13 protein-coding genes are annotated in these 13,476 nt (G+C 70.7%); 6 read left to right on the forward strand and 7 right to left on the reverse strand.

What is annotated here, in order from left to right:
* Positions 1-201: 201 nt before the first annotated feature.
* A complete protein-coding gene (locus tag NWFMUON74_RS11295; protein ID WP_232110964.1) occupies positions 202-1,068 on the forward strand; it encodes an SDR family NAD(P)-dependent oxidoreductase in 867 nt (288 codons plus the stop codon).
* A gap of 45 nt (positions 1,069-1,113) precedes the next feature.
* Here NWFMUON74_RS11295 and NWFMUON74_RS11300 read toward each other — a convergent pair whose 3' ends face one another.
* Positions 1,114-1,761 (reverse strand): class I SAM-dependent methyltransferase, encoded by a 648-nt coding sequence (locus NWFMUON74_RS11300; RefSeq protein ID WP_187687764.1) that lies wholly within the window; start codon positions 1,759-1,761, stop codon positions 1,114-1,116.
* 389 nt (positions 1,762-2,150) lie between these two features.
* Between NWFMUON74_RS11300 and NWFMUON74_RS11305 the strand changes: the two genes are divergently transcribed.
* The 3 genes from NWFMUON74_RS11305 (at position 2,151) to NWFMUON74_RS11315 (ending at position 4,624) form a co-directional block, all read left to right on the forward strand.
* Complete coding sequence (locus tag NWFMUON74_RS11305; RefSeq protein ID WP_187687765.1) at positions 2,151-3,263, forward strand: alcohol dehydrogenase catalytic domain-containing protein; 1,113 nt, start codon at positions 2,151-2,153, stop codon at positions 3,261-3,263.
* Positions 3,264-3,354: 91 nt separating this feature from the next.
* The gene (gene dapB / locus NWFMUON74_RS11310; protein WP_187687766.1) at positions 3,355-4,110 is read left to right on the forward strand and encodes a 4-hydroxy-tetrahydrodipicolinate reductase; all 756 of its coding nucleotides are present in this window, start codon (positions 3,355-3,357) and stop codon (positions 4,108-4,110) included.
* A gap of 28 nt (positions 4,111-4,138) precedes the next feature.
* Positions 4,139-4,624, forward strand: a complete 486-nt coding sequence (locus NWFMUON74_RS11315; protein ID WP_187687767.1) for a hypothetical protein — start codon at positions 4,139-4,141, stop codon at positions 4,622-4,624.
* 58 nt (positions 4,625-4,682) lie between these two features.
* Here NWFMUON74_RS11315 and NWFMUON74_RS11320 read toward each other — a convergent pair whose 3' ends face one another.
* Positions 4,683-5,519, reverse strand: coding sequence for a MerR family transcriptional regulator (locus NWFMUON74_RS11320; RefSeq protein ID WP_187687768.1), 837 nt, complete (start codon positions 5,517-5,519; stop codon positions 4,683-4,685).
* Positions 5,520-5,739: 220 nt separating this feature from the next.
* Between NWFMUON74_RS11320 and NWFMUON74_RS11325 the strand changes: the two genes are divergently transcribed.
* Complete coding sequence (locus NWFMUON74_RS11325) at positions 5,740-6,258, forward strand: lipocalin family protein (RefSeq protein WP_187689084.1); 519 nt, start codon at positions 5,740-5,742, stop codon at positions 6,256-6,258.
* 121 nt (positions 6,259-6,379) lie between these two features.
* Positions 6,380-7,693, forward strand: a complete 1,314-nt coding sequence (locus NWFMUON74_RS11330) for a cryptochrome/photolyase family protein (RefSeq protein ID WP_187687769.1) — start codon at positions 6,380-6,382, stop codon at positions 7,691-7,693.
* A gap of 19 nt (positions 7,694-7,712) precedes the next feature.
* Here the strand turns inward: NWFMUON74_RS11330 and puuE are convergent, their stop codons facing one another.
* The 5 genes from puuE to NWFMUON74_RS11355 all read right to left on the reverse strand — a co-directional run bounded on the left by puuE (position 7,713) and on the right by NWFMUON74_RS11355 (position 13,415).
* Positions 7,713-8,618 (reverse strand): allantoinase PuuE, encoded by a 906-nt coding sequence (puuE, locus tag NWFMUON74_RS11335; protein WP_187687770.1) that lies wholly within the window; start codon positions 8,616-8,618, stop codon positions 7,713-7,715.
* A 49-nt stretch (positions 8,619-8,667) separates the two neighbouring features.
* Positions 8,668-9,741, reverse strand: a complete 1,074-nt coding sequence (gene alc, locus NWFMUON74_RS11340) for an allantoicase (RefSeq protein ID WP_187687771.1) — start codon at positions 9,739-9,741, stop codon at positions 8,668-8,670.
* On the reverse strand, positions 9,738-10,952 hold the full coding sequence (locus NWFMUON74_RS11345) for a DUF6986 family protein (protein WP_187687772.1): 1,215 nt from the start codon (positions 10,950-10,952) through the stop codon (positions 9,738-9,740). Before NWFMUON74_RS11345 ends, alc begins: the two co-directional genes overlap by 4 nt.
* 145 nt (positions 10,953-11,097) lie before the next feature.
* Positions 11,098-11,877 carry an aspartate/glutamate racemase family protein gene (locus tag NWFMUON74_RS11350; RefSeq protein WP_187687773.1) on the reverse strand — a complete coding sequence of 260 codons (780 nt, stop codon included), beginning with the start codon at positions 11,875-11,877 and terminating at the stop codon, positions 11,098-11,100.
* Between the two features lie 5 nt (positions 11,878-11,882).
* A complete protein-coding gene (locus NWFMUON74_RS11355) occupies positions 11,883-13,415 on the reverse strand; it encodes an NCS1 family nucleobase:cation symporter-1 (protein ID WP_197987002.1) in 1,533 nt (510 codons plus the stop codon).
* Positions 13,416-13,476 lie beyond the last annotated feature (61 nt).

Raw genomic sequence — 13,476 nt, forward strand, 5'->3', positions numbered from 1 at the left:
GTCCGGGTCCAGCTCGGCGGTCGTCGCCTGGTCGGTTCGCCGCATGCCTCGGCACGTGTCGTCGGCGCCGCATCGGCGGCCGCTCGACCGGTTCGCCTGCTCAGGTGGCAGAACCGCCCGCCCGGGTTGCTGTCCACGGGAGGTGGAGCCGGGCGGGCGAGGACGCGAGTGACGGGGGTGGGGCGTGGTTGACTGGGCGGTATGTCGGTCGAAGGGAAGTCGCGGGGTGTGCGGGGGCGGATCATGTGGCGGGTGATGCCCCGGTTGCTGCGCCCGGTCGGCGGTGTGCGGGCGGCACACGCGGAGGCGGTGGCGGGGAAGCGAATTCTGCTCACGGGCGCCTCCGCCGGGGTGGGCCGGGCCGCGGCGCTGCGGCTGGCGGAGGCCGGGGGCGAGGTGATTCTGGTGGCCCGGCGCGGTGACGAGCTGGAGCGGCTCGGTGACGAGATCGCGGCGGTCGGGGGCAAGGCCGAGCGCCGGGTCTGCGATATGGCCGACAGCGACCGGGTCGACGAACTGGTGCAGTGGGTGACCGGCACCTACGGCGCGGTGGATGTGCTGATCAACAATGCCGCCCGCTCGATCCGGCGACCGCTCGAGGAGTCCTTCGACCGGATGCACGACTTCCGGCGCACCATGGCGGTCAACTACTTCGGAGCCGTCCAGCTCACCCTCGGGCTGCTGCCCGCCATGGTGGAACGCGGCGCGGGGCACGTGATCAACGTCGGCACCTGGACCGTCGCCGCCGACACCTCCCCGCGCTTGGCCGCCTACCACGCGTCCAAGGCGGCGCTCGCGGGCTTCGGCCGCTGCGCGGACGGCGAATTGTCGGCCCGCGGAATAGCTTTCACCTCCATCCACTACCCGCTCGTGCACACCGCCATGAGCGCCCCCACCGAGCGCTACCGCCGCATGCCCGGCCTCACCCCCGAACAGGCCGCCGAATGGCTGGTCCACGCGATCGCCACCCGCCCCGTCCGCATGGTCCCCCACTACGCCGCAGCCCTCCGCGCGGTCGGCCTGCTCGCGCCCCGCACGGTAGACCGCTGGTTGATGCGCTGGGCGTGACCAGGCGTTACCGCCCGCCGATCGCATCTGCCGCGTTGTGCGTGGTTAGTGCTTGCGGCCGACGGTGATCACGTCGGGGACCAGCCAGCGGGGTAGGGGCCGGTCGATTCTGCGTTGGTTCGAGACGTCGAAACCCGCCTGGCGCAGGAGGTTTCGCATCTCGGCGGGGGACGGTGCGTGGTAGGGGCTGAAGGTGGTGCGGGTGAGTTGGCGGACGGGGCTCGCGAGGTGTCCGGCCGGATTCACCGTGGAGACCGCCACCAAGCCGTCCGGCACCAGCACCCGGGCGAACTCGTCGAGTGCGGCGGGCTGGTCGAAGAAATGGAACGCGCTGGTGGTGACCACCGCGTCGAGCGACTCGTCGCCGAACGGGAGACGCTCGGCCGGGGCCTGTAACCACGTCACCCGCGGGGAACGGGTGCGGGCCTGGGCCAGCATGCCGGGAGACGCGTCGACGCCGAACACCTGCTCCGGCTCCAACTCGCGCTGGATCCGGGTGGTGAGAATGCCGGTGCCGCAACCGATGTCGGCGATCCGGCGGCACCCCGCCGCCCGCAGCTCGGCGAGCACCTGATCCTGCGGCGGCCGGTACACGACATGCTGGAGCAGCGGGCTGTCGTAACCGCGCGCGATCCGGCCGAACGAGCCGGTGATCAGCCGGTTGAGATTGCGGGTCGGGGAGGTCGTCTTCATGAATTCGCCTCATCGGTGGTCGGCGCGTGCTCGAGAGAAATACCTGCGGCGATTATGGCACCGGTGGCACCGGTCCGCGCACGCCCGGTACCCGCGCACACCCGGCCCGGCGGTGTGCGTGCTGCGTGTGGGTCCCTGGTCTGGCGGTGTGCGTGCTGGGCGTGGGTGCCTGGACCGGCGCCGTGCCTGCTGCGTGTGGGTACTCCGGTCTGGCGCCGTGCCTGCTGCGGGGTGGGCGCCTGGCCCGGCGGCGTGCGTGCTGCGTGTGGGGGTGCCTGGTTTGGCGGTGTGCGTGCTGGGTGTGGGTGCCTGGTTTGGCGGTGTGCCTGCTGCGTATGGGTACTCCGGTCTGGCGGCGTGTCTGCTGCCCGCGCGGTAGCGTCGGGTCCATGAGGATTCGCGGTGCTGTCCTGGAACGAATCGGTGATCGGTCGCCGTACGCCGAGTCGAAGCCCCTCGTCGTGGACGAACTGGACCTCGGGGCACCCGGTCCCGGCGAACTGCTGGTCCGCATCGAGGCCGCCGGGCTGTGCCACTCCGACCTGTCGGTGGTCGACGGCAATCGCGTGCGGCCGGTGCCGATGCTGCTCGGCCACGAGGCGGCGGGCCGCGTGGAGCAGGCCGGTTCGGGAACCGACCTGGAGATCGGGCAGCGGGTGGTGATGACCTTCCTGCCCCGATGCGGGAACTGCGCGGGCTGCGCGACCGGCGGCCGCACCCCGTGCGTGCCGGGCAGCGCCGCCAACAACAGCGGTGAACTGCTCACCGGCGGCCGCCGACTGCGGCGGCGCGGCGAACCGGTACACCACCACCTCGGCGTCTCCGGATTCGCGACACACGCGGTCGTCGACCGGCGTTCGGTCGTGCCCGTCGACGACGACGTGCCGCCCGAGGTGGCGGCCGTGCTCGGCTGCGCGGTGCTGACCGGCGGCGGGGCGCTGCTGAACTCGGCGCGGCCGGGTCCGGGTGATCGCATCATGGTCGTCGGCCTGGGCGGGGTCGGCATGGCGGCGCTGCTCGTCGCGGCGTCGCTGCGCGAGGAACTGGGCAGCACGGTGATCGCCGTCGACACGCTGCCCGAAAAGCTTGCGCTGGCAACGGATCTCGGTGCGGACCAGGTATTCACTCCCGCCGAACTGGCCGAACGGGACGTGCGGGCCGATGTCGTGGTCGAGGCGGCCGGCAATGTGCGGGCGTTCGAGACCGCCGTCGCCGCCACTGCGCCGGGGGGCGCCACCGTCACCGTCGGCCTGCCCAATCCCGAGGCGCGAGCGAGCATTTCACCGCTGGGATTGGTGGCGCAGGGCCGGTCGATCGTCGGCAGCTACCTCGGTTCGGCCGTGCCGGAACGCGACATTCCGGAATACATCGGGATGTGGCGCGAGGGGCGGCTGCCCGTCGAGCGCCTCGTATCCGCGCGGATCCGGCTCGAGGACATCAACGCGGCCATGGACGAGCTGGCCGCCGGGCACGGCCTGCGCCAGGTCATCGTGTTCGACTGAGCGGCTGTCGAGGGGACGGCTCCCGGCTCCCGATGCTGCGGCGGCTAGGCTCGGCTGCGCAGCAGAAGTCGACGCATGTGAGGAGTTCAGGGTGACTGCGAACCGGATCCGGGTGGGTGTGCTCGGCGCGCGCGGCAAGGTCGGGCAGGCGATCTGCGCGGCGGTCGAGGCGGCCGGTGATCTGGAACTGGTCGCGCAGGTCGACAAGGACGACTCGCTGGCGGCGTTCACCGACGCGGGTGCTCAGGTCGTGGTCGATTTCACCCATCCCGACGTGGTGATGCCCAACCTGCGCACTCTGGTGGAGAACGGCATTCACACCGTGGTCGGCACCACCGGGTTCGACGAAGGCCGGTTGGCGGAGGTCCGCGGCTGGCTGTCCGCCGCGCCGGGGGTAGGGGTGCTGATCGCCCCGAACTTCGCGATCGGCGCGGTGCTGTCCATGCGGTTCGCCGAGCAGGCGGCGCGCTGGTTTGACTCGGTCGAGGTGATCGAACTGCACCACCCGAACAAGGCCGACGCGCCCTCGGGCACGGCGTACCGGACGGCGGGCATCATCGCCGAGGCGCGCAAGTCGGCGGGTGTGGGCCCCAGCCCCGATGCCACCACCACCGAACTCGACGGCGCCCGCGGCGCGAACGTGGACGGCGTGCGCGTGCACTCGGTGCGGCTCGCCGGCTTGGTCGCTCACCAGGAAGTGCTGTTCGGCACCCAGGGCGAGACACTGACCATCCGCCACGACTCCCTGGACCGCTCCTCCTTCGCACCGGGTGTGCTGCTCGGCGTGCGGCAGATCGCCACCCGTCCCGGCCTCACCGTCGGCCTCGACTCCTTCCTGGACCTGTGAGCGGCATGGAGTTCGGCGGAGGGACATCGTGAGGGGCGGGGACGCCCGCCAGGTGTCGGTGAAGCTCGCCTTTCTCGCGTTTCTGGTGCTGGCGCTGGCCTTCTACTTCGTGCTGCTGGGGCGGATCGCGGTGGAGTTGATCCGGTCGGGCGGGGTGGCGGCGGTTGCCATCGGGGTCGGCGTGCTGATCCTGCCGATCCTGGGTGTCTGGATTGTCGCGACCAGTATTCGCGCCGCCCTCGCACACCAGCGGCTCGCTCGGCGCATGCATGAGGAGGGCGGCGAACTCGATGTTACCGACCTGCCGCGCCGACCTTCCGGACGGATCGAAAAGGCCGCCGCCGACGCCCTTTTCGAGCAGGTGCGGGGCGAATGGGAAGCCGACCCGGAGAACTGGCGCACGAACTATCGAGCCGCCCGCGCCTACGACTACGCCGGTGACCGCACCCGGGCCCGCGAGACCATGCGCCGCGCGGTCGCATTGGAACGTCTCGAGCGCGAAAGTGAGCGCTAGCGTTGCGTGACCACGCCGTTATTCCGCCCTAACGATTCGAAACCGTTGCGTGGCACGATCAGCGGAGCCGGTCGATCGCATCGGCGAGGCTGTACACGGGGGTCACCGAATCCGGTAGCAGCGCCTCGTCCCAGCCGGGGCCGCCGACGTACACCCGGGCGCGCCCGGCAAGGCAGGCCCGGACCGCCGATGTCAGCGCGGTCGATTCCTGCTGTGACCACAACACGATGGAGACCGGCCGGGGATGGCGGTCGAGGGTGTCGGTCAGAGCGCTCGTCGGCACGTTCGCGCCCAGCATGAGCGCGCCGATCCCGAGTTCGGCGAGTGCGGCGCGCAGCACCTCGAGCGGAAGCGCGTGGGTCTCGCCGCTGGTGCACGCGAGGACCACGGCCCCCGGATCCGCCGGCGGCGGAGCGACCCGGTGCAGCACCGCGGTGATGCACCACGACAGCAGATGCTCCACGTCGATACAACCCACGCCGTCTTTCTGCTGCGCGACAACCTCGGCGAATGTGGGGCGGCACAAGGCATTCCATGTGTCGGCCACGCCGAACGCCCGGAAATGAGCGGTCAGCAACGCGGTGGTCCGAGTGGCGTCCAGAGCGAACGCGGCCGTGAGCAGGGTCGCGCTGTCGCCGTGCTCTGCCACCGGAGCCCGTACCGAGGCGGCGGCGCCGGCGGGACTGGCGCCGCCACGGATCAAATCGACCATCCGCTCCAGCTGCGTGATGTCGGCCTCGGTGTAGAGGCGGTGCCGCCCGGGCCGATCGCGTGGCGGCCCGATGTCGTAGCGGTGGTTCCAACTTCGCAGCGTGGCCGTCGGGATACCGAGCCGTTCGGCGACCGCGCGCACGGTGTATCCCGCGTCCGAGTGGGGGCCGGAACCAGCGGGCATGGAAGACATTCTGCCTCCAGGCTTGGCGCGGGCCCGGCACGGTCCGGCGGTTCCGGGAGGTTTCGACGACGTGCAACGCTTATGCAACGTTTGTGCGTAGGATGGACGGCAATCGACTCAGGAGGTGCTCGTGACCGCTCGCAGTCCACACCGTTTCCGCTGGGGTGCCGCCGTGACCGCCCTGCTCGGTGCGGTATCGCTACTGTTCACGGCGGCGCCGATGGCGGTTGCCGCGCCGGCTCCGGTACCGCGACTCGACCTCCAGCGGTATCTCGGCACGTGGCATCAGCTGGCCGCGGTTCCGCAGTACTTCAATCTCGCCTGCGCACGGGACACTCGCGCCGAGTATGCCCTCGACCCGGCGGGCGACGTATCAGTGCACAACAGCTGCGTCACCTGGGCCGGCACAAGCAACGAGATCACCGGCACGGCCACAGTGACCGATTCGGTGACGGGCGCGCAGCTGCATGTCACTTTCCCGGGTGTGCCTACTCTCCAACAGCGATACGGTCAGCCGAACTATGTCGTTACCGGCCTCGCGTCGGACTATTCCTGGGCAGTGGTAACCGACCCCGCTTCGGTCTCCGGATTCGTGCTGTCACGTGGCCCGAGGCTGGACATGCCTCAATGGCAGGCCGTGCGAGACGCGATCGTGGCCGCCGGTCAGGACACCTGCCGTTACCTGACTTCGCCTACATCGGGCGGGGACACCGCGATCCGTCCCCTCTGCTCGATCTGATCCAGCCGATGGCGGCTGCCGCGAGGGTCGCGCCGGCGGTAGGTGGGTTTGAGCCGCCCGGCCACTGCCGACGCCACCCTCGTGGCAGCCGCCGACCGCGACAATCGATCGGAGGTCTCCGATGACCGTGACGGTCGCCCTGTTCACCCGTGATCTGCGCGTACACGACAACCCCACGCTGACCGCCGCGCAGCGAGAAGGCCACGCGGTGGTGCCGCTGTTCGTCGTCGACGACGGAATCGTCGCCGCGCGGGCGTCGGCGAACCGGGCGCGCTTTCTCGCCGCCGCCCTCGCCGAACTGGACGCCGAACTGCGGGCGGTTGCGGGACGCCTGGTGATTCGGCACGGGGACGTCGTGTCGGCGGTGGACCGGGTCGTCGGCGAGGTCGGTGCGACGAGCGTGCACATCGCCGCGGACGTGAGCTGGTACAGCCGCCGGCGAGCGGATGCGCTGCGGGAGCGGCTCGCCCGGCGCGATTGCGAACTGCGCGAACACGGCGGGTCGATCACCGCGGTCGACCCGTCCGAGCTGTCACCGGCGACCGGGCGCGACCACTTCGCCGTCTTCACTCCGTATTACCGGCGTTGGCTGGAGGTGCCGCTGCGGCGCCCGCTGCCGAAGCCCGCGCGGCTGTGTGTGCCGACGCTCGACAGCGAACCGCTGCCCGGCTCCGAGGCCGCGGCGGGTTCGCCACAACTGTCCGTCGGCGGCGAGACCACCGCGCGGAAGTTGTTGCGGCGCTGGCTGTCCGGGCCGATCGGTGACTACGCCTCGGCGGCCGACAGCCTGTGTGCCGAAGCCACCTCGCGGCTGTCGCCCCATCTGCACTTCGGGTGCCTGTCGCCGACGGAAGTGCTCGCCCGCGCCGACGTGTCGAGTGCGGGCGGCGCGGCGTTCGCCCGGCAACTCGCCTGGCGGGACTTCCACCACCAGGTGCTGGCCGCGCGCCCCGACGCCGCGTGGCGCGACTACCGGCCGGGTCCGCGCGCGTGGCGGGACGACCCACACGCGTCGGACGCCTGGCGGAGCGGGCGGACCGGCTATCCGATCGTCGACGCGGCCATGCGGCAACTGCGTGCCGAGGGCTGGATGCACGGCCGTGCCCGGCTGATCGTGGCCAGTTTCCTGACCAAGAGCCTGCGGCTGGATTGGCGCATCGGCGCCGACCACTTCCTGCGCTGGCTGGTCGACGCCGATATCGCCAACAACCAGCTGAACTGGCAGTGGGCGGCGGGCACCGGCACCGACACCCGGCCCAACCGGGTGCTCAATCCGCTGCGCCAGGCCGACCGGCACGATCCCGAGGGCGAGTTCGTGCGTCGCTGGGTACCGGAGCTCGCGGGCCTGCCGGGCGCCGCGGTGCACCGGCCGTGGCGTGCCGGCGTACCGGCCGAGCTCTATCCGCCGCCGATCGTCGAATGTCACGGGATGTGAGCAGCTCGCCGCGGGGAAGTCATTGCGGCGGATGCACTTTCGCCCAATGCTCGGCGATGTCGATGCGCCGCGCCAGCCATACCTTGTCATGTGACTGGACGTAGTCGAGGAAGCGGCCGAGGGCCGCCGCTCGTGCCGGGCGGCCCGCCAATCGGCAGTGCAGGCCGACCGACAACATCTTCGGCGCGCCGGCCGCGCCCTCGGCGTAGAGCACGTCGAAGGCGTCCTTCAGATACGTGAAGAACTCCTCGCCGTTGGCGAATCCCGCCGGGGAGGAGAACCGCATGTCGTTGGCCTCCAACGTGTACGGCACCACCAGGTGGTCCTGCCCGTGGACCCGAACCCAGTACGGCAGATCGTCGGCGTAGGAGTCGGAGTCGTAGGTGAAACCGCCGTGCTCGACCACCAGTTCGCGGGTCTGTGGCGAGTCGCGCCCGGTGTACCAGCCGCGCGGCGGCGCGCCGAACAGGTCGGTGAAGATGCGCACCGCCTCGGCCAGGTGCTCGCGCTCGATCTCCGGATCCACCAGCTGGTAGGAGATCCAGCGCAGCCCGTGGCAGGCCACCTCGTAGTCCAGCCGCCGGAAGGCCGCCACCGCCTCCGGATTTCGTTCCAGCGCACGAGCGACACCGAAGATCGTCAGCGGAATGCCGCGGCTCTCGAACGCCCGCAGCACCCGCCACAACCCCGCGCGCGAACCGTACTCGTAGAGCGTCTCCATGCTCAGATGACGGTTGGGAAAGGCTTGTGCCGGAACGATATCCGACAGGAACGTCTCCGATCCCTCGTCCCCGTCGAGGACGCAGTTCTCACCACCCTCCTCGTAGTTGAGCACGAACTGCACGGCCACATTGGCTTCGCCGGGCCAGTGCGGATGCGGCGGGTTGGGGCCGTACCCGACCATGTCACGGCCGTAATCGCTCATGCCGCAGCCTCTTTCGCCGCTCGCGGAGCACGGCATCGAACGCCGCCCGTCACGACGGGTCCTCGCGCAACCGGTCGAGCGCGTCGTCGGCCAGGTGCCCGAGCACCGGCTCCGCGGCCAAGCGCGTGCGGGCCGACTCGGTGAGCGTGCCGAACACGCGCAGCCGCGCGAAACCGCCGTCCGGATAGACGTCCAGGCGTACCTCGGTGACCGGGTCGGCCGTCTCGATCGGGAAGCGGTGCCGGGTGTCGGGCAGCAGGCTCGTGCGCGCGAGCAGTTCCACCTCGGTGCCGTCGGCGCGGATTCCGGTGAGGCGGGCGGCGCCCGGGCTGTTGAACAGGAAGTAGGAGGTGTCGATCTCGACGGCGTCCAGCACGCCCTCGCCCGTCAGCCGCACCCGCACCCAGTCGTTGCCGCCGCCGCGTCGCCGGGCGGTCTCCCAGCCTTCGCCCATGATCCGGGCCCGGTCGGGGAGCAGCAGGTTCTGCGGCGAGGAGTAGAAGCGGTCGGAGCAGTCCACCACGCGCCCGCCGTTCTCCAGCCCGGCCAGGTCGAACCGGCCCGAACCCAGCCAGCGCAGGTCGGGTTTCGCCTCCCCGTGCACACGCAGCCGCGCCACGCCGCCGTCGGGATACATCCGCAACCGCACGTGAGTGAAGCGCTGTTCGGAGTCGACGGTGAAACTGTTGGCGGTGTCGCCCTCGACCTTGGCGCGCGGGACGAGGGTGGTCCAGCCCGGCCGGGCCGCGATCTCGTCGGCGGGCGGGTAACCCTCGATCGCGATCGCCTCCACCGAGATCTCCGGCGGATAGTTGCCCTTGAACCACGCGGTGTCGACGACCACGCCGCGGATGACGCCGGGCACGCCGAGCCGCACGACGGCCTCGTCGCAGTCGTCGGCGGCCGGTGCGTCACCGCCCGGCCGTCGCCGCCGCCGGGTCTCCCAGCCGTCGTACACCTTGCCCTTGTGCCCGAAGCTCTCCGTGGAGAAGGTGGCGGGCTCGGGCCGGATGAGGTTCTCCTTCTCCGCGAACGACTCGTCGTTGGCCCAGACGACCGCGCCGCCGAGCGAGCGCAGTGCCAGGTCCGGCAGCAGGGTGAAATCGTGTGGCGCACCGCTCATGTGAGTGGCAGTTTCCTTTCTCGCAACTGGTGGAGGACGTCGACGGTGGCGGCCGGGGCCTGCGCCGTGACGTCGCCGGGTCCGAAGGCGCCGCAGTCGAGCCCGCGCAGCACGACCGTGGCCAGCGCCTGCGCGGTCGCCGGTTCGTCGACGACGGCGCCACCGCGGCGCTGGAGGTATCGGTCGATGCGCGGCGCCGCGGCTCGCAGCGCGCCCCGGAAGAAGGTGTAGGTCGCCAGCCAGCGGGTGACCAGATGGCCGGGGTGCATGTCCCAGCCTTGGTAGTAGCCGCGCTCGAGTGACCGGGTGACCAGGCGGAAGTGCCGCGACACCGCCGCCGCGACCTCTTCGTCGGTGCCGATCGGGGCCACTTGGGTGGAGCCGTCGCACACCCACACGCCCGTCTGCGCGGCCGCCGCCTGCATGACCGCCTTGGCGTGATCGGCGACCGGATGCTCGAGGGATTGGAATTGTGCGGAGATCCCGCAGGCGGCGCTGTAATCGTAAGTGCCGTAGTGCAGTCCGCTGCACCGTCCGGCGCTGCGATGGATCGCGCGGGCGACCGTGGCGGTGCCGTCGGGGGCGACGATGGCCTGTGGGCTCTCGATCTGCAGCTCGAAACGCAAAGCGCCCGAAGGCAAGCCGTGCGCCGACTCCAGCGCCTCGCACAGCCGCACGGCGATGTCGGCCTGTTCGGCCGCGCGGATCTTCGGCACGGTGAACACGAACCCGTCCGGCACGCCGCCCGCACCGTCGAGCACCCGCTCCAGCGTGCCGATCGCCCGGCGGTACTCCGCCCCGGTCAGCCCCTTGATTCGAATGCCGCGGGAGAACACCGACGCGGGCAGCGTCGCCAGGATCTGCCCGGCGCGCACCGCATCCCGGTCCTCGACGTCGTCACCGCGCGTACCGTAGCCGTCTTCGAAATCCAGCCGAATATCCTGAATGGGCCGCTGCGCCAAGGTTTCTCGCACACGGGACAGGACTTCTTCCCCGCCCAGTTCGGTCAGCGGCCCGGCCTGTCGTTCCGCTAGTTCCGTTGCCGCCATACCCCATTCGTACGGCAGCTCCTCGGTCGCCTCGGCGGCGGACACGTAGGCCGTGTGGACGGGTTGCCCGGGGCGGTCTCCGGGATAGCACCGGGCCAACTCGGCGTCCACGTCGCGCAAGCGGGTCGCGACGGCCGACAGGAAGTCCGGCGGCAGGGTCATGCTCGCCCCTCTCCGGCCGCGGCCCCCGCCAGGTGCGTACGTGGCCGGGCGGAGCCCGCGTGCCCGTGCCGAGCACGCGGGCATCGGCGGGTCGGTGCGGGGCGCACGGCGCGCGGTCGGCCCGCGCGGGTGTCCGGCGGCAGGGTCATTCGCGCACCTCCGCGCCGCGCCGGGGAGCGGTGGGCGGTGCCGCTGGCCCGTCGGTCCCGAATTCCGCCAGCAGCCCCGTGTAGTGCTTGGGAAGTGGGGCGGCGAATTCGCCGCGGCCGGACTTGCGCAGGCCGAGGGTCACCAGCGACTGCACCGCGAGGGTGGCCGCGGCGACCCCGTCGACCACCGGGACCCCGGCCTCCGCGGTCAGGTATTCGGACAGGTCGGCCATGCCCGCGCAGCCGAGCACGATCGCGTCGGAGCCGTCCGCCGCGACCGCGGCGCGGCAGGCGTCGGCGATCACGCGCCGCACCTGCGGATCCTCGAGTTCGAGCACGGGGATGTCGGTGGCGTGGATGCCACGGCAGAACCGTTGCATCCCATAGCGTTCGGTGAGATCCTCGGCCTGTCCGACGGTGCGGGCCAGGGTGGTGACCACGCTGAACCCGCGGCCCAGGTGGCTCGCGGCCTGCATGGCCGCCTCGGCGATGCCGATCACCGGTCCACGCGCCCGTTCCCGCGCGGCGTACAGCCCCGGATCGCCGAAACAGGCGATCACGTAGCCGTCGACGCCCTCGGCCTCGCCGCGCGCGATCTCGGCCAGCAGCCCGGGCACCGCGAGCGCCTCGTCGTAGTGGCTCTCGATGGAGGCCGGGCCCATGGCCGAGGTGACCGACTCGACCACCGTGCCGGGCGTGGCGACCGCTCGCGCGCACTCGTCGATGAGCGCCGTCATGGCAGCCGTCGTGTTGGGATTGACTACACGAATTCTCATGTTCCTCAACGGGTCTCGGAAGGGACTGGGACGGGTAGCCGGAACCGGCCGCGGGTGGCGAGCACCCCGTAGGCGAGCAGGCCCAGCCCGCAGCCGATGAACCAGCTGTACTGCGCGGCGGTGTACATCCCGGTGAGCCGGCCGGAGGCCAGGACCGGGAACATCGCGGCGACGGCGCCGATGGCGGTCGCGATGATCGCCGCCGGGTTGTAGCCCTTGCGGTACCAGTATGTGCCGCGCGTGGCCATGGTGAACAGGTCGTCGACCACGACGTGCTGCTTGCGCACCAGGTAGTAGTCGGCGATGAGCACCCCGAACAGCGGGCCGATGAACGCGCCCAGCGTTTCCAGCGTGTAGTGGATGACATCGGGGTTGTTGTAGAGATTCCACGGCGTGATGAGCAGCGAGCCGACCGCCGCGATCATGCCGCCCGCCCGCCAGCTGATCCGCTGCGGGCTCACGTTGGAGAAGTCGAACGCCGGGGAGACGAAGTTCGCGACGATATTGATGCCGATGGTGGCGATGGTGAAAGTGAGCGCGCCGAGCACGATGGCGAAGGTGTTGTCGATGCGGGCCACCGTCGCCACCGGATCGGTGACGAGTTCGCCGTACACGGGCACCGTCAGCGACGCGGTCACCACCACGAGCAGCGAGAACACCAGGAAGTTCACCGGCAGCCCGAGCAGATTGGCACGCCGCACCGCGGTGAACGACCGGCCGTACCGGGAGAAGTCGCCGAAGTTCAGCATCGGGCCGGAGAAATACGACACCACCAGCGCGATCGCGCCCAGCATCACCGGCAGCGCCGACCAGCCGTGATGGGTGACCGTGGACAGGTTCAGATCGATCGCGCCCCACCCGGCCTTCGCGATGAGATACCCGCACAGCGCGAACATCACGACGTAGACGGCGGGACCGCAGAAGTCGATGAACTTCCGGATGGATTCCATGCCGCGCCAGAACACGCACGCCTGCAGCACCCACAGCGCCAGATAGCTGCCCCAGCCCAGCGCCGACAGTCCGAGGAAGCCGTAATCGGCGGTCACCGCGTACGGAGCCAGCCCGGGAAACAGCTTGACCAGCACGACGTCCAGCGCCGCCGAGGCCAGGAAGGTCTGGATGCCGTACCAGGCCACCGCGATGAGCCCCCGGATGACGGCCGGGATGTTGGCGCCCAGCACGCCGAACGCGCTGCGGCAGATCACCGGGTACGGCACGCCCGTGCGCTGGCTCGGCTTGGCGACCAGATTGCAGAACACATTGACGATCACGATGCCGACCACGAGCGCGATCAGCACCTGCCAGCTCGCCAGACCGAGCGCGAACAGACTGCCCGCGGTGACATAGCCGCCCACGCTGTGCACGTCCGACATCCAGAACGCGAAGATGTTGTAGACGCCCCAGGTCTGTTCGCGCAGCGGGGCCAGATCCTCGTTGGTGAGGCGGGGGTCGTAGTCGGGACGGGAAGCGGTGCCCGGGATCGCAGGAGCTGCCGCCTCCTGGGTGGTCGCGAGCGCCGGTGCGGCGGTCTCGGTCATGTCGCACATCCGATCGATCTGTCCCGCGGCAGCGGGTGAAACGTGATTCGGACGACGTTAA

The sequence above is a fragment of the Nocardia wallacei genome (assembly GCF_014466955.1).
GTDB lineage: Bacteria > Actinomycetota > Actinomycetes > Mycobacteriales > Mycobacteriaceae > Nocardia > Nocardia wallacei.